The sequence below is a fragment of the Lactobacillus sp. wkB8 genome, from assembly GCF_000761135.1.
Taxonomy (GTDB): domain Bacteria; phylum Bacillota; class Bacilli; order Lactobacillales; family Lactobacillaceae; genus Lactobacillus; species Lactobacillus helsingborgensis.
The window spans coordinates 714,046-728,681 of record NZ_CP009531.1; the positions used below are offsets into that span (position 1 = coordinate 714,046).

The 14,636-nt window shown below is 33.4% G+C and carries 18 protein-coding genes and 1 other RNA gene; 17 read left to right on the top strand and 2 right to left on the bottom strand.

Features of this window, described 5'->3' with window-relative positions; translation table 11 throughout:
• Window positions 1-20: 20 nt before the first annotated feature.
• The gene (locus LACWKB8_RS03535; protein ID WP_038522071.1) at window positions 21-362 is read right to left on the bottom strand and encodes a helix-turn-helix domain-containing protein; all 342 of its coding nucleotides are present in this window, start codon (window positions 360-362) and stop codon (window positions 21-23) included.
• 647 nt (window positions 363-1,009) lie between these two features.
• Between LACWKB8_RS03535 and LACWKB8_RS03540 the strand changes: the two genes are divergently transcribed.
• The 16 genes from LACWKB8_RS03540 to LACWKB8_RS03605 all read left to right on the top strand — a co-directional run bounded on the left by LACWKB8_RS03540 (window position 1,010) and on the right by LACWKB8_RS03605 (window position 12,031).
• The gene (locus tag LACWKB8_RS03540) at window positions 1,010-1,267 is read left to right on the top strand and encodes a hypothetical protein (RefSeq protein ID WP_038522074.1); all 258 of its coding nucleotides are present in this window, start codon (window positions 1,010-1,012) and stop codon (window positions 1,265-1,267) included.
• Window positions 1,268-1,301: 34 nt separating this feature from the next.
• The gene (locus LACWKB8_RS09400; protein ID WP_371211456.1) at window positions 1,302-1,436 is read left to right on the top strand and encodes a MucBP domain-containing protein; all 135 of its coding nucleotides are present in this window, start codon (window positions 1,302-1,304) and stop codon (window positions 1,434-1,436) included.
• Between the two features lie 12 nt (window positions 1,437-1,448).
• Window positions 1,449-1,736: an LPXTG cell wall anchor domain-containing protein gene (locus tag LACWKB8_RS03545; RefSeq protein ID WP_038522076.1), complete on the top strand. Its 288-nt coding sequence runs from the start codon at window positions 1,449-1,451 to the stop codon at window positions 1,734-1,736.
• A 260-nt stretch (window positions 1,737-1,996) separates the two neighbouring features.
• On the top strand, window positions 1,997-2,377 hold the full coding sequence (locus LACWKB8_RS03550) for a VOC family protein (protein ID WP_038522079.1): 381 nt from the start codon (window positions 1,997-1,999) through the stop codon (window positions 2,375-2,377).
• Between the two features lie 286 nt (window positions 2,378-2,663).
• Complete coding sequence (locus tag LACWKB8_RS03555) at window positions 2,664-3,341, top strand: flavodoxin (protein ID WP_082229329.1); 678 nt, start codon at window positions 2,664-2,666, stop codon at window positions 3,339-3,341.
• A gap of 22 nt (window positions 3,342-3,363) precedes the next feature.
• Window positions 3,364-3,897 carry an NAD(P)H-dependent oxidoreductase gene (locus LACWKB8_RS03560; protein WP_038522082.1) on the top strand — a complete coding sequence of 178 codons (534 nt, stop codon included), beginning with the start codon at window positions 3,364-3,366 and terminating at the stop codon, window positions 3,895-3,897.
• A gap of 119 nt (window positions 3,898-4,016) precedes the next feature.
• Complete coding sequence (gene comGA / locus LACWKB8_RS03565) at window positions 4,017-4,991, top strand: competence type IV pilus ATPase ComGA (RefSeq protein ID WP_038522085.1); 975 nt, start codon at window positions 4,017-4,019, stop codon at window positions 4,989-4,991.
• Window positions 4,957-5,961, top strand: coding sequence for a type II secretion system F family protein (locus LACWKB8_RS03570; RefSeq protein ID WP_038522088.1), 1,005 nt, complete (start codon window positions 4,957-4,959; stop codon window positions 5,959-5,961). The genes comGA and LACWKB8_RS03570 overlap by 35 nt, the downstream gene beginning before the upstream one ends.
• A 23-nt stretch (window positions 5,962-5,984) precedes the next feature.
• Window positions 5,985-6,332: a competence type IV pilus major pilin ComGC gene (gene comGC / locus LACWKB8_RS03575; protein ID WP_038522091.1), complete on the top strand. Its 348-nt coding sequence runs from the start codon at window positions 5,985-5,987 to the stop codon at window positions 6,330-6,332.
• Window positions 6,325-6,741, top strand: coding sequence for a type II secretion system protein (locus LACWKB8_RS03580; protein ID WP_052059647.1), 417 nt, complete (start codon window positions 6,325-6,327; stop codon window positions 6,739-6,741). Before comGC ends, LACWKB8_RS03580 begins: the two co-directional genes overlap by 8 nt.
• Window positions 6,731-7,009, top strand: coding sequence for a hypothetical protein (locus LACWKB8_RS03585; RefSeq protein ID WP_052059648.1), 279 nt, complete (start codon window positions 6,731-6,733; stop codon window positions 7,007-7,009). Before LACWKB8_RS03580 ends, LACWKB8_RS03585 begins: the two co-directional genes overlap by 11 nt.
• Window positions 6,969-7,490, top strand: a complete 522-nt coding sequence (locus LACWKB8_RS03590; protein WP_082229331.1) for a ComGF family competence protein — start codon at window positions 6,969-6,971, stop codon at window positions 7,488-7,490. The genes LACWKB8_RS03585 and LACWKB8_RS03590 overlap by 41 nt, the downstream gene beginning before the upstream one ends.
• 183 nt (window positions 7,491-7,673) lie before the next feature.
• Complete coding sequence (locus LACWKB8_RS03595) at window positions 7,674-8,675, top strand: class I SAM-dependent methyltransferase (protein ID WP_038522098.1); 1,002 nt, start codon at window positions 7,674-7,676, stop codon at window positions 8,673-8,675.
• A gap of 45 nt (window positions 8,676-8,720) precedes the next feature.
• The gene (locus LACWKB8_RS03600) at window positions 8,721-9,905 is read left to right on the top strand and encodes an acetate/propionate family kinase (RefSeq protein ID WP_038522100.1); all 1,185 of its coding nucleotides are present in this window, start codon (window positions 8,721-8,723) and stop codon (window positions 9,903-9,905) included.
• 193 nt (window positions 9,906-10,098) lie between these two features.
• Window positions 10,099-10,464, top strand: a transfer-messenger RNA (tmRNA) gene (ssrA, locus tag LACWKB8_RS09125).
• A 373-nt stretch (window positions 10,465-10,837) separates the two neighbouring features.
• Window positions 10,838-12,031 (top strand): MFS transporter, encoded by a 1,194-nt coding sequence (locus LACWKB8_RS03605; RefSeq protein WP_082229332.1) that lies wholly within the window; start codon window positions 10,838-10,840, stop codon window positions 12,029-12,031.
• 62 nt (window positions 12,032-12,093) lie between these two features.
• On the opposite strand, the gene LACWKB8_RS03610 is transcribed toward LACWKB8_RS03605, so the two are convergent.
• Complete coding sequence (locus LACWKB8_RS03610; RefSeq protein WP_082229333.1) at window positions 12,094-12,969, bottom strand: LysR family transcriptional regulator; 876 nt, start codon at window positions 12,967-12,969, stop codon at window positions 12,094-12,096.
• A 139-nt stretch (window positions 12,970-13,108) separates the two neighbouring features.
• On the opposite strand from LACWKB8_RS03610, the gene glpK reads away from it, so the two are divergent.
• On the top strand, window positions 13,109-14,620 hold the full coding sequence (glpK, locus tag LACWKB8_RS03615) for a glycerol kinase GlpK (protein ID WP_038522105.1): 1,512 nt from the start codon (window positions 13,109-13,111) through the stop codon (window positions 14,618-14,620).
• The last annotated feature ends 16 nt before the right edge of the window (window positions 14,621-14,636 follow it).

The following is a 14,636-nucleotide window of genomic DNA, read 5'->3' on the forward strand; positions in this document are numbered from 1 at the left end:
ATTCTGGAGAATTTTTTTACTTAATTTTTGGAAGTTTTAGTTTTTTCTGCGCGATCTTCTTCCATAATAAAGCGAAGCATTTTGACATATTTTTCAGGTACATGTTGACCTTCATATAATAACTGAGCATTTTTATCAGCTATATCTAAGCAGTCTTTTTTATTACTATTTTCTTCATGACCTAATAAATAATCAGTAGAAACGTGCAATTGTCGAGCTACTTTGGTCAAAGATTGTGTGGAAGGCTTAATAGTTTTCCATCTATAAATACTGTTTTCTCCAATTTTAGCCCTTCTAGCAAGTTCTTTAATGGATAAACCATGTTTTTTAGCGGTATCAAAAATACGCGAATATACATTCATTCAAATTCTTCCTTAAAAAGTATCACAAATGATTGTATTTGTACTTGACCACTATCATAAATGGTAATATAATAAAATCATCCACTGAGTGGACAGCACAAAATTCTCATTATTGTGTTAGATAATTAAGTAGCCGTGGTACGAAATCTGACTACTTTTTTAGTTTACCTGAATAGTATCACTTGTGGTAGTGTAAAAAGCAACTTTGTGATTTGCGCAAAAGAAGACAGTAGAGGGGTAATCTCTTAAAATTTAACATTTAGTTTTTTAGAAAAGTCATATATCAATGTTATTTAGGTAAAGAAGAAAACTTGTTTACCAAGGTTTTACTTCTTATGTTAATGATATATACAAAGAAGTAAAACAGCAATAAAAAGCAATTTTTATTGCAATATATTGGTTAGCAATCACAATTAATTGCACTTGTTACATTCTAAAAAAACCTAACATATAAAATCCTTGAAAATACAAAATGAATGTATAACTGTAATTAATTGGTTTAAGTAATAGAAATCTAATATTAATCTATTGCTTAGATTGCTAATCAATATTTTTTTAGAAAAATATTGTTGTTTTACTAAAAAAGTAATTGTTAGTTATTGAACCTATTTTGACTGTTAAAAATTAATCTGGGGGGGAGAAAAAGAGTGTATAAAAAATACAAAAATAAATTATTAGCAACCGCTATGTCAGTGCCAATTTGTTTACTTAGTTTAGCTTTGCAGACGAACAGGGTTAAAGCCGATGAGACTATCCCAGAAACTCAGAATACATTGTCAAGAAACGAGCAAAATTCACAAACCGCTTCTAACGTAAATGCTGCTTCTATTAACCAAGATGATAGAAAAGGCGCTGAATCGCAGACTAATAAACTAGTGAGAACCAGTTCAAATTCTGTCCGGTAACGTTGGTGATGGCTACATCAGTTCACCACTTGATATTGACGATTATGTTTATGATTCAGTTAATGGCAACCGGATAGGCTACTTTACTAATATGCCGCAGACTGTGACTTATGTTTACCATAAAAAAGCTCCGACGACGAAACCGGAACAAAGTACTGACAACAACTGAACTAATAGGCCTTTGCCAAATGACAAAGCAAAAAAGCCTGATAACAATAAAAAGCCAAAGCAAACAAACGATGCACAAACATCAGGTAAAAACAATTCTGCTTTGACACAAGAAAATAAAAATAAAGCACAAACAGCAAGTAATGAAGCTAGCCAACAAAAAACAGAAGCAGATAAAGCCAAATTACCGCAAACTGGTACCGAAAAGAAAAGTCAGTTAGCTTTGCTAATCAGCGGCATTATTGCTCTTTTCGGTTCTCTATTAGGTGTCTTAGATTTCCGTAAAAAGAAAGGAGAGTGAGGCTATTTGGAATGAGCCTTAAATACTAATCCGGCAAACTGCGATTAAATGATTTTTATTATTCTTAGTGTTTATTCATATTAATAAAAAATTTTTCTATCTAAATAAGTATGTTTTTAAAGTCGCAGCAAGAATAAGTATTTAATGGATAAAAGCAACACGCAAGTGTTGCTTTTTGGTTTGAAAAAAACACTCAGAACTAAATCCAAACGTTTTTCTCTATGGCATTATATAATAATTGAAAAAGAGGTGGGGCAAATATGGCTATAATTGTACTTGACCATTTAGTGCTAACAGTTAAAAATATTAAAACAACTACTGATTTTTACCATAAATATTTTGGTATAGAAACAATTAATTTTCAAAATGGCAGAACAGCCCTAAAAATTGGAAAGCAAAAGATCAATTTACATGAAGTCGGACACGAAATTGATCCTAAAGCTGCTTTTCCCACGCCTGGAGCAGGTGATATTTGTTTGATAAGTGATACTCCAATTGATGATTTAATAGTGCACTTTAAAAATGAACACTTAAAAATAATTTTAGGACCAGTGTTACGAACTGGTGCAAATGGAAAAATTCGCTCAATATATGTGCGTGATCCAGATAAAAATTTAATTGAAATTTCCAACTATATCTAAAGTTATATAAAATTAAATAGCAAAACAAAAATCATACAATTATTGTATGATTTTTGTTTTTTATAGGGATATATAACATAAAAAGTATGATTTAACATACCTTTTTAGTATTAGACAATTATTAAATGTGACTTTAAACTTTTATTGTAAAAGGTGGTGAATGGCAATAATGTTAGGCAAACCACAAAATTTCGTATATGAGAAATACTAACTTATATTTTTAACCTCAATAATTTGGTAAACGATTCAATCGTTAAGTTCATAAATAAACTTTGGGAGAATATCAATGAAAAAATTTTCAAAGCAGAAAACTACAATTATTATGGTCTTACTTTTAATACTAGTAATTCTAAGTTTAGGGCTGTACTGGTTTATAAATAAAAATCAGGCTCAGGAAAAAGCGGATGACAAAAGAAATGAACAGGTTTCAAATAAAAAAGTAAAAAGTGTGAACAGAAGTCACATTTTAATCGTTTATTTTTCAAGATCTGGTCAAAATTATCCTGGAGTTAATTTAACGCGGGGAAATACTGCACGTATTGCTGATGAAATTAAAAAAGTTACTGGTGCCCAAATTTTTGAGATTAAACCCAGAGTGGCTTATCCAAAATCTTATGATCAAACAGTAAGTCAAGCTGAAAGGGAGCAAAAAAATAATGCTAGACCAAAAATAAAGGGTAAGCTACCTAAAGTTTCTAAATATGACACCATCTTTTTGGGTTATCCAATTTGGTGGGATGATATTCCAATGATTGTCAGAACCTTTATGGATCAGGTCGACCTTAATAATAAAACAATAATACCCTTTTCTACAAATGCGAGTTCGGGTTGGGGCAAGTCACTAAATACTATTCATAGTGTTTTTCCTAAAGCAAAATTGAAAAAAGGTTTTGAGATTAAAGGAGAAAATGCTGCCTCTGCCAAAGCCAAAGTAAATTCATGGCTTCATAATTTAAGATACTAAACATAAAAGAAAGGAAACTATATTGAAAACTTTAGTTTTGATTTTTCATCCGCATATAAATAATTCACGAGTAAATAAAGCTTTGAAACAAGAAGTTCTAAAAAATACTTCAAAGGAGGTGATAGTAAGGGATGAATACGAAAAATATCCAGATGAGAAAATAGATGTTGAATTAGAGCAAAGTCTGTTAGAAAAAGCCGGTAGAATAGTTTTACAATTTCCAATGTATTGGTATAGTTGCCCCAGCTTATTAAAAAAATGGGAAGACCAAGTTCTTCTACATGGCTGGGCTTATGGAAGTACAGGAAATGCTCTTAAAGGCAAAGAAATGATGATTGCTGTTTCTACTGGTGCTCCAGCTAAAAATTATCATATTTATGGTGATTTTCATTATACCATTGATGAAATGCTTATTCCTTTTAAAGCTACAAGTAACTTAATAGGAACAAAATTTCTGAAACCTTTTATCCTCCAAGGAGTAATGCAAAATCTAACAGATGAACAGTTAAAAAAAGAATCTGAGAGATATGTTGACTATATTTTAAGCACCAAATAACTTTCTTTCTCATAATTATTTTTAGTTAAGCTCACACAATTGTGTGAGCTTTTTTAGTTTTGTGAGAAAAATTCTTTTTTTTGCGTAATTAATAATGGTAGCAAGATAAGGGGGTTTTTATGAGAATAAAAGACGCTGTAAACAATCTAATTGAGGAAGCAATAACTAAGCATGCAAGTGATATTTTCTTTTTATTGCGCGAAAATAGTTTACTAGTCAATTTGCGCACAATAAAAGGGATAACAAAGCATACCCAATATTCAGTAAATGAAGGAAAAGAACTAATCAATTTTTTAAAGTTCGCTGCACAAATGGATATTGCTGAGCATCGTAGACCACAAGTAGGTGCTTTTGAGTATGAATTTCAAGCTAAGACTTACTTTCTTCGGTTATCAAGTATTGGGGACTTTAACGACTGCGAGTCTTTAGTTATCAGAATTATCTATCAAATTGATAAGAGTAAGTACTTTTTTAACAGCCAGATTGATCAATTAAAAGCTTTAACTGAAAAAAGGGGACTATTAATTACTAGTGGCCCGACAGGATCGGGTAAAACTACAACAATGTATAATTTGGCTAAAATCGCTGGTCAAAATAAAGTTGTAATGACGATTGAAGATCCGGTGGAAATTCATGAAGCAAGCTTTATCCAAACTCAAGTGAACCTAACTGCGGATATTACTTACTCTGGACTACTCGAAGCAGCTTTAAGGCATAGACCTGATATTTTGATTATAGGGGAAATTAGGAATGCTAACACGGCAAGATTAGCTGTTGATGCTGCATTAAGTGGTCATCTTGTTTTGGCTACGGTTCATGCTAAAAGCACTTTGCAAACAATTTCAAGACTTGAGAGCTTAAATATCAGCACAGCAGATCTTTTTAATTGTCTGACGGCCGTTAGTTATCAACGGCTTTTACCGACCACCGACGGCTTTTCCTGCTTAATGGATATTGCTAGTGGTCCAGAACTTCAGGCAGACATCAATATGGCTAAGAGGGGCAATTACGTCGATTGGCACCAGAATTTAACCCAGCTGCAAAAGAAAGGAAAAATTAGTGCGCAAGTATGTTACCAATATCAGGAAGGATAAGTTAAATAATAAAGAACGGTTAGAATTTCTGGAATATCTTCAAAACAGTTTGGCAAACGGTTTTTCACTAAATGCCAGTCTGGAAATGATGCCGATAATATGGCCAAAACGTAAAAATTTGTTTGAGCAGTTGAATAAGCAAATTCAAGCAGGTAAAAAGTTGAGTACCGAAATGTTAAACTTGGGCTTTTCCAAAACAATTGCGACACAGATTGAATTATCTCTAGAACAGGGAAATTTGATTGAATGCTTGACACAAATTGCAACGCTAAATCGTTTGAAAAATGCGCAATTTAAAAAATTAAAATCTGAAATGACCTATCCATTTGTTTTAGTAATAATGATGATTTTTCTATTGCTATTTATGCAAACTTTTGTATCCAATCAATTTGCCGAATCAAACGAGCATACAGGGGACCTCATGCTTTTATTATTACTAGTATTTTGCCTGATCATACTTTATTTTATGAGTAAAATAATGATTTTATTAAGAAGACAGGATTATAGTGCTTTAGTTAAGCTTTCGCACTTTTTTCTTGTTGGTCCTCTAATCAGGATATACGTGAAATATATTTTGATTTATGACATAGGACTGCTATTAGCCAGCGGCTTTTCTCTACAAAAAATCTGTGATTATGCTGTTTCACAACTTGAGGGTTCTTTGCAGCATCATGTTGGATTAAAGGTAAGTAAACAGCTGGCTAAAGGAATGAGTCCGGATGAGATCATTAAAAAAGAGCAATTTTTACCTAATGAACTAATTTTATTAATAGAAGCAGGTTCAACAAAAGGCGACTTAAGCAAAAGATTTTTGCTGTTAGGTAGAGCACTTTTTAATGATTTAGCACAAAAAATTGAAAAGTTGATTGTTAATGTGCAACCAGTTTGTTTTATTTTGATTGGCTTATGTATTATTGGCATGTATTTAAAACTATTACTACCAATTTATGCCATGATGCAATCAATTTAAGATATTGAAATTAGGAGTAAATAATGAAAAATAAAAAAAGACGTAATTTTTTACGTTTAAATTTAGAAAATAGACAAGTACCAGGTTTTACCCTGATCGAAATGGTAGTAGTTGTTGCGATAATAGTTATGTTGCTAATTATCATAGCACCCAATTTGACCAAGCAAAAAGATAGCGCCAATGCGAAAACAAATGATGCTTTCAAAACGACTTTACAAACACAAGCTACTTTATATGAAGATGATAAGGATCGTGAAGGTAAGGAAATTACTTTCCAAAATATGTTTGAAGATGGCTATCTAACCAAAAAGCAATTTGCAAAATCAAAAAATTATACCGTAACAAATGGTGTGGTTAAAAAGAATGAATAAATACAAAGTTAAAGGGTTTACCTTAGTTGAAATGGTAATTACTTTAACTATTGTGGTCAGTCTAGTAATGCTGGGAACTATTGAAATCAAGCGGTATCGAGAAAAAATGATTTTAACTAATACCGCTCAAGAAGTTAAGAGTTCGATTGAACAAGCGGCTCGGATAGCCACAATTCGCCATGAAGCTGCCTATATTCGTTATTATCCGGGTTCAAAAAGCATCAGGATAACTAGCAAGGACTATTTACGCAGAATAAAAATCAATCCTCACCTTGAAATATATAATTTGTCAAATTTGGCAATATCAGCTAGCGGCTCTATGCCACCACATACAATTACGATTAGTGACCACAAAAATAGTAAAAGAATAAAATTACAAATGACGTGGGGTAGAGCAATTGCTGATTAATAAAAAAGTGAAAGGCTTCTTCATAGTGGAAAGCATGGTTGCCCTTATGCTTGCCTTAATGGGCGTTGCTACCTTAGCTTTAATTGTAGGTGAAAGCCGTCAAATTGAACGAAATATTGAGCATAAAACGGATTTTACTTATGCCTGGCATGTGATGCGCAAAAATAACTTAAAAAAGATCGTTGTACACGATCATGTTTATTATTTTACTGGAAAAATGAGCGTTTATGATGAAACTAATGAGAAGACATATCAAATTAGAAAATAAAGGGTTTTTACTTGCCGAGGCTTTATTTTCAGTTTTTGCCACTTTATTAGTAGTATTAATACTGCAGAATTTACTGAAAAGTACTACTTTAGCAAATAAAATAAATCATAAAACCGATGACGTGGTATTTTCATATGTTCAATTCAATCGTTTTCTTAAAAAACAAAAGTTCAAGTATTGTTACACCCAGCCCGCTGAATCTACGTTCAAAAATGCGGATTTTGAGATAATAAGCAAAAATAATGAACAAAAATTTTACTCTATCAATTTTTACAAAAACATGATTAGGGTTACTACCCCTGAAGGTGGACATATGCCTTTGTTAATTAATGTTTCCCGTGCTTCATTTTTTACTAAAGATGAGCAGATTAAAATTAAAGTGACTGAAAAGGATGGCAGGCAATCAGAAATATATTTAAAGTTTGATCCCAAACCGAAGAAAGAAAAGCGCAATGAGAAAAAGAAAATTGTTAAAAGCTAGTGCTTTATTAAGTAGTGTGCTGGTATTAACTACTTGTTTAATATTTTTGCAATTTTATCAGGAAATATATCGAAATAGTATGGAAAATGATTTTTTATTAATTGAATACCTACTTAATAATTGATTTCCTTGCTCTTAGGACCGTATTTCTATTAAAATATTTTAGAGATAAGGGGAATAAAAATGGATAAAATTGAAAATATTTTTAATAGTTTCTTGGACTGCGTTCAATGTTTACAGAAGGCGTTGAATGTATCTTTTGGGGATGCTCTGACAGAAACTTTTGATAATCTTGAAAATGGGCAGATTAAAGTTGAACTGGGGGCACCTGATAAAGAAACAGTCAAACAACTTAGTCAAAAATATGCCAAATTGAATTATGACAAACTGTCGAATAATACCAAATTACAAATATTCACTTATTTGACTTTGAAAGCAGTTACTGAAGATGAGCTTGATGCCAATCAAATGCCAACTCCACCAGCTATTTCTACTATAATTGCTATGTTTGTGCAAAAGCTGGTGCCTAAAGAGAAATTGGTAATCGCTGATCCTGCTATTGGCACAGGTAATTTATTGTTTTCTGTAATTCAGCAGCTAAAAAGCGCTAACCATTCAAAAACTAATTTTGAATTATATGGTATTGATAATGACGAAGAAATGCTGAGTTTAGCTGATATTGCAGCACATTTGAATAACATTGATATTGAAATGTTTTGTCAAGATGCACTGACTCCTTGGCTGTTTAAGAGCCCTAATGTTGTTATTAGTGATTTACCCGTTGGCTATTATCCTATTGATAAAAATGCTGCTAATTTTGCTACCAAATCGGAAAATGGTCACTCGTTTGCTCATCTTTTATTTATTGAACAGATTATTAAAAATCTCCAAGAAGGAGGCTTTGCTTTTCTTGTTGTACCAAAAGCAATTTTATCTGGAAAAGGTGGCAGTGACTTTATGCCATGGCTAACAGAGAAGGTTTTTCTGCGCGCAATTGTTGAACTTCCTGACAGTGCTTTTCAAAATAAATTTAATCAAAAAGCAATTTTAATTTTACAAAATCATGGCAAAAATATCGGAAATAGTGAAGTATTTCTCACAAAGTTGGACTCGTTTAAAAACGAAGATGACCTAATAAAGCTTAATGTTAAACTAAATGAGTGGTATACTAAAAACATTAATTGATTTGTGAAATAAATTTAAAGTGATATTTATGGAGGAATTACATATATGAAAAAAGTTTTAGCAATCAACTCAGGCAGTTCTTCATTTAAATATAAGTTGTTTGCTTTACCTGAAGAAAAAGTTTTAGCAGAAGGTATTGCTGACAGAGTAGGTATTGATGGTTCTTCTTTTGAAATTGAACTGGCAAATGGTGAAAAACACAGTGAAGATGTGGCAATTCCAGATCAAGAAACTGCAGTTAACTTATTACTGAAAGCTTTAAAACAATACCATGTGGTTGAAGATATTAATGAGATTGTAGGTGTAGGTCATAGAATAGTCGCTGGTGGTGAAGATTTTACTGACTCTGCGCTAATTGATAAAGAAAAACTACAAAAAATTTATGATTTAAAGGAATATGCCCCACTTCATAATCCTGCCGAAGGAAAAGGAATTGAGGCCTTTATGAAGCTTTTGCCTGGTGTACCCGAAGTGGGCGTTTTTGACACTTCATTTCACCAAACTTTAGATCCAGTTCACTATATGTATTCAATTCCTTATCATTATTATGAAAAATATGGTGTGCGTAAATATGGTGCACACGGGACATCGGTTCGCTACATTGTGGGTCGAGCTGCAGAAATGCTCGGTAAAGATGCCAAAGATTTAAAATTAATTGTTTGTCATTTGGGTTCTGGTGCTTCAATTACCGCTGTAAAAGGAGGTAAGTCCTACGATACTTCAATGGGCTTTACGCCACTGGCAGGTATCACCATGGGAACCCGCTCAGGCGATGTTGATCCATCAGTTTTGCAATATATCATGAATAAAGATCATATTGATATTAATGAAATGATTGAGATTCTCAATGATAAATCCGGCTTATTAGGTATTTCTGAGATTTCTTCTGATATGCGAGACCTAGAAAACAATTCTGATAAAAAAGCTGACCTTGCGCGTGCCATTTTTGTTAACCGTGTAAGGCAATATATTGGTGCCTACATGGTTGAAATGAAGGGTGCTGATGCTATTATTTTCACAGCTGGAGTTGGAGAACACGATTCAGGTATTCGTGAAAATGTAATGAAATCATTTGAATTTATAGGGTTAAAACCTGATTTAGAAGCTAATAAGACCAATGGTGAGAAGTTTATTACCAAACCAGATTCTAAAATTAAAGCTTTAGTTATTCCAACTGATGAAGAATTAATGATTGAACGTGATGTAGTTCGTTTGGCCCATTTGAATTAGTTTAAAACATAATTATTTTAAGCCGTTAAGATAACTTCTTAACGGCTTTTTTTCCTTAATTTAAACATTTATGTGCTTTTAAGCTGAGCCAATGTACTTTGGCAGCAATTGCACTTTAAAGCGGTTTAGGGTGAGGCTTCTTTAATATTAGTAAATATATCTATATTATGCTATAATTGTTTTTACCCAAAGCGGGGGTGTTTTGGGATTCGACAGGCGTAGATTCGCATTGACTGCGGTTCGTAGGTCACGGCTACGTAAAAACGTCACAGTTTTATAACTGCAAATAAAGAAAATTCTTACGCATTAGCTGCCTAATTTAGGCGCATGTGTTGCTTGTTTTCGGATTACTCACGTCTGAATCCAAGTATCAACTTAGTGAGTTACGTTTAACTACCTCATCTGAATAGTTAAAAAGAGTCATTCCAGGTTAGCTAGTCCATACTAGCCCTGTTATATGGCGTTTTGGACTAGTGAAGTTCAAATAATATAACTATGATCGTAGATGTTAGTGACGGAATGCGTTTGGACAGGGGTTCAATTCCCCTCACCTCCATAAATAAAAGCCTATAACCTTTGTGGTTATAGGCTTTTTTATTATTATTGGTCGCCGTTTGGTCGCCAACTTTATATTTAGCTATTTATGTTAGTTTTAGAAATGCTGCTATTAAGGCAATAATAAATATTTTTGCTATAAACTAGCTATAAATTTAGTATTTAATAAAATATATCAATAAAACCCTATGAATAAAGCATACATAGGGTTTTATTTTGCCTTCGCACGGCGTATGCACGGCATAAAAGGACCAAACTAATTTTATATAGGCATAATTCTAAGTTTTGCGTGATATTTATATATTTTCGATTAAGCCAATTTATCTGCGCTATAATAAATTTCATTAGGTATTAATAGATATAACAAAGAAATTACAATGAAAAATTTATCACAAAAAAACAAATTACTTTTAGGCTATGCTATTTCAGGAATAGGAGATCAGTTCTACACTTTTGCAATTCCGCTTTTAATGCTTTCTAGAACTCATTCATCAGTTATCATGGGACTTTTAACAGCAGTTGAATATTTGCCAACGGCGCTCTTTGGATTGACGATTGGACCACTTTTTGACATCTATTCCCGCAAGAAAATTATGATGTTGTCATTAGTCATGCAAATGGTTCTGATTGTCATTGCCCCATTTTTAGTAATAAAAAATTTTTCTATATATTGGCTTTTATTAGTAGTATTTCTGCTAGGCACATTTGATTTAATTACTTGGACTGGATATCAAATATTCATAGCTGAATCAGTTAAAAAAGAAGAACTATCATCTGTTTCTGGTCAAGTTGGTTTGATTTCTTCTTTACAAAAAACTTTTGGTCCTGGCATCGCTGCCATAGTCATTAATTTAATTAATTATCTCGGTGGCTTTTTACTCGATGCTTTAAGCTTCGGCTATTTGACCTATGTCGTTAAGGGCTATGAGCCATTACATAGGGAAAATAAGTTGCTGAAAAAGAGCAATTCGTTTATTAAGAGTGCTAGGAAGGGAATTTCTTTTTTATTTACTCATCACAATATTAAATGGTTAATTGCCAGCTTCTTTGTCGCTAATGTGGGTTTTCAAGCGGTCGTGCCTATGTTAACTTTTTTATTAAAGCAAAAAATGCAGGTTTCCGTTAATCTAGTTAGTATCTTTTTCACAGTCGCCGCTGTCGCCAGTATTATTGGCAACTCTGTCTATTTAAAAATAAATAAAAATCTGAAATTAGGTACACAAATGCTGATGATTGCTTCGCTGATAATGATTGGCTTTATAGTTATGCTTAATGTTCAGTCATATCTACTAGTTACTTTTGGTTATGCTTTAGTTTCGTTTGGTAGCGTCTGGTCACAAGCTAACTTTTTTACTGTAATTCAAGCAGAGACTCCAGACCGGTATAAAGGCACAATCACCTCAATTTCAACCTCTTTAACTAGAATAATTGGACCAATTATGTCGTTAATTAGCGGCTTTCTAATTAAGGCAGAAGTGCATGCAATATTTATTGTTGCCGCTATTTGCATGTTTGGCTCCATTTTGATTACTATATTCAGCGGTTTGAGCAAATTAGGCAAGGTGGAATAGTGAATATTTAATCATTGCCAAAAGTGCGATTGCAAAAATTAATTTATCATGATTAGAGTTTGCTAATCAGTTGCACGTTCCAAAATATTGGCGAGAGCCGGATTTTTATAAATAGCCACCACGTCATATTTCAGTTCAGGCAGTTGAGGTAAAAAGCAGAGACAATCATCATATTTTTTTGGTATTGATAATTCTCGCGGATAAATTGCCAGACCATGATTTAAAATAACATTCGATATTGCTGCGTCGAAACTGTCTAGATAAATGATTTGAGAGTAGTCAATGTGCATGTTACGCAGAATTATTTTAATTTTTGATTGCACGTCATTACTATCTGTAGCAGTCCATTTTTGTAAAAAAAGGGGCTGCCTTTTTATAGTCTTTTTGCTTATGTTGCCATTTTTAGTTAAAGAACTCTGATTAAGTAAAATGCTAAAATTGGCTGTTCCTATTTTTTTAACGTGAATATCTTTGATTTTGCTCACAGCCGTTGAAAAACCAATCAGAATGTCATAATCTCCTGCATCCAACTTTGTAAAACTTGTCGCAAAATTCTCTGTGTCTAATTGTAATTGTAATTTGGGGTTAGATGTTAACAAAGATTGTGCTAATTTGACTGTCCAAAAACCAAATCCATGAAGATAATGAATTTTTAAGATATTAAACGAATTATTTAACTGGGTTATTTTCTCACCAAATTCGTAATACTTATTTAAAAGAGGGATGGTGCAGTGATAGAGATTGCTACCTGCTAAAGTTACTTTAAAATGAGAAGTCGAACGGTCAATTAGCTGCACTCCAAGTTGCTTTTCCAAATTTTTAATTGCGTTGCTAATCGCGGTTTGAGAAACAAAATTTCTTTTGGCAGCCGGGGTAAATCCTTGAGTTTCAACTACATCAACAAAATATTTGTATGCTAACAAGCTGTATTTCATCATGTATCATCCTTTTCTTTATAACTTTAACTAATAAGTTATCACCATTATATGTTAGCGCTTACTAAAAAGCGAGGGTAAAATTGAGTTGTAACAACAGTTACCTATACTATTAGTTTTATGGCTAAAAGGAGAAAGTATAATGGCTGAAAAATATATTTTAGCGATTGATGAAGGTACTACTAGTACACGAGCAATTATTTTGGATCATGCAGGTAAAAAAGTAATTGACTCACGTAAAGAGTTTAATCAGTATTTTCCTAAACCAGGCTGGGTAGAACATGATGCCAATGAAATTTGGAATTCAGTGTTATCTACAATTGCCAACTCGTTTATTAATTCTGGGGTTAAACCAAATCAAATTGCGGCTATCGGTATCACCAATCAACGTGAAACCACTGTAATTTGGGATAAGAAAACAGGCTTGCCAATTTATCATGCGATTGTATGGCAATCACGTCAGACCTCTGATATTGCCGATAAAATCATTGCTGACGGCTATTCTGATATGATTCATGAAAAGACCGGTCTGATTCCAGATGCTTATTTCTCTGCAACCAAAATTCGCTGGATTCTTGACCATGTTCCGGGGGCTCAAGAAAGAGCAGAAAATGGTGAATTGCTATTTGGTACTATTGACTCTTGGTTGGTTTGGAAGTTAACCGGCGGCAAAGTTCATGTCACTGATTACACTAATGCCAGCCGGACAATGTTGTTTAACATTACTAAACTGGATTGGGATGATGAAATTCTCAAGTTATTAAACATTCCAAGAAAAATTTTGCCAGAAATTCGTTCTAACTCCGAAATATACGGTACTACAGCAGAATATCATTTCTATGGCAGTCAGGTTCCAATTGCCGGTATGGCTGGTGACCAGCAATCAGCTTTATTTGGTCAATTAGCTTTTGAACCGGGAATGGTTAAAAACACTTATGGTACCGGTGCGTTTACTGTGATGAACACTGGTGAAAAGCCAAAATTCTCGGCTAATAACTTGTTGACTACTGTGGCTTACGGCATCAATGGCAAAGTAAATTATGCTTTGGAAGGTAGTATTTATGTTGCTGGTTCGGCTATTCAATGGTTACGTGATCAATTAGGTATTATTGATGATGCTCCACAATCAGAAGAAGCAGCAAAGCGCTCAAAAGATAACAACGAAGTCTTTGTAGTTCCTGCTTTCACAGGTTTAGGTGCTCCATACTGGGATTCAAATGTCCGTGGTTCTGTCTTTGGTTTAACTAGAGGTACGACAAGGGATGACTTTACTAAGGCAACTTTGCAATCCTTAGCTTATGAGAGCCGTGACGTTATTGATACTATGCACGAAGATACTAAAATTAAAATCCCTAAGTTGAAAGTTGACGGTGGTGCTGCTAATAACGATTATTTGATGCAATTCCAAGCTGATATATTGGGCATCAAGATTGAACGTGCTGCTAACCTTGAAACAACGGCGATGGGTGCTGCCTTCCTTGCAGGATTAGCTATTGGCTTCTGGAAAGATGTCGATGAGATTAAGAAGATCCAAAAGGTAGGTAAGACCTTCGAGCCGCAAATGAGTAGTGCAGAAAGAGATCACTTATATGAAGGCTGGAAAGCTGCAGTTAAGGCCGCTCAAAGCTTTTCATACAAACCATATCAAAAGTAATTAATTTTATTAGAGA

Excerpts from the sequence above, each read along its gene's own strand:
- LACWKB8_RS03535 (WP_038522071.1), bottom strand. The coding sequence starts at position 362 with ATGAATGTATATTCGCGTATTTTTGATACCGCTAAAAAACATGGTTTA.
- LACWKB8_RS03550 (WP_038522079.1), top strand. The coding sequence starts at position 1,997 with ATGGCTATAATTGTACTTGACCATTTAGTGCTAACAGTTAAAAATATT.
- LACWKB8_RS03555 (WP_082229329.1), top strand. The coding sequence starts at position 2,664 with ATGAAAAAATTTTCAAAGCAGAAAACTACAATTATTATGGTCTTACTT.
- comGA (WP_038522085.1), top strand. The coding sequence starts at position 4,017 with ATGAGAATAAAAGACGCTGTAAACAATCTAATTGAGGAAGCAATAACT.
- comGC (WP_038522091.1), top strand. The coding sequence starts at position 5,985 with ATGAAAAATAAAAAAAGACGTAATTTTTTACGTTTAAATTTAGAAAAT.
- LACWKB8_RS03580 (WP_052059647.1), top strand. The coding sequence starts at position 6,325 with ATGAATAAATACAAAGTTAAAGGGTTTACCTTAGTTGAAATGGTAATT.
- LACWKB8_RS03590 (WP_082229331.1), top strand. The coding sequence starts at position 6,969 with ATGATGAAACTAATGAGAAGACATATCAAATTAGAAAATAAAGGGTTT.
- LACWKB8_RS03595 (WP_038522098.1), top strand. The coding sequence starts at position 7,674 with ATGGATAAAATTGAAAATATTTTTAATAGTTTCTTGGACTGCGTTCAA.
- LACWKB8_RS03600 (WP_038522100.1), top strand. The coding sequence starts at position 8,721 with ATGAAAAAAGTTTTAGCAATCAACTCAGGCAGTTCTTCATTTAAATAT.
- LACWKB8_RS03605 (WP_082229332.1), top strand. The coding sequence starts at position 10,838 with ATGAAAAATTTATCACAAAAAAACAAATTACTTTTAGGCTATGCTATT.
- LACWKB8_RS03610 (WP_082229333.1), bottom strand. The coding sequence starts at position 12,969 with ATGATGAAATACAGCTTGTTAGCATACAAATATTTTGTTGATGTAGTT.
- glpK (WP_038522105.1), top strand. The coding sequence starts at position 13,109 with ATGGCTGAAAAATATATTTTAGCGATTGATGAAGGTACTACTAGTACA.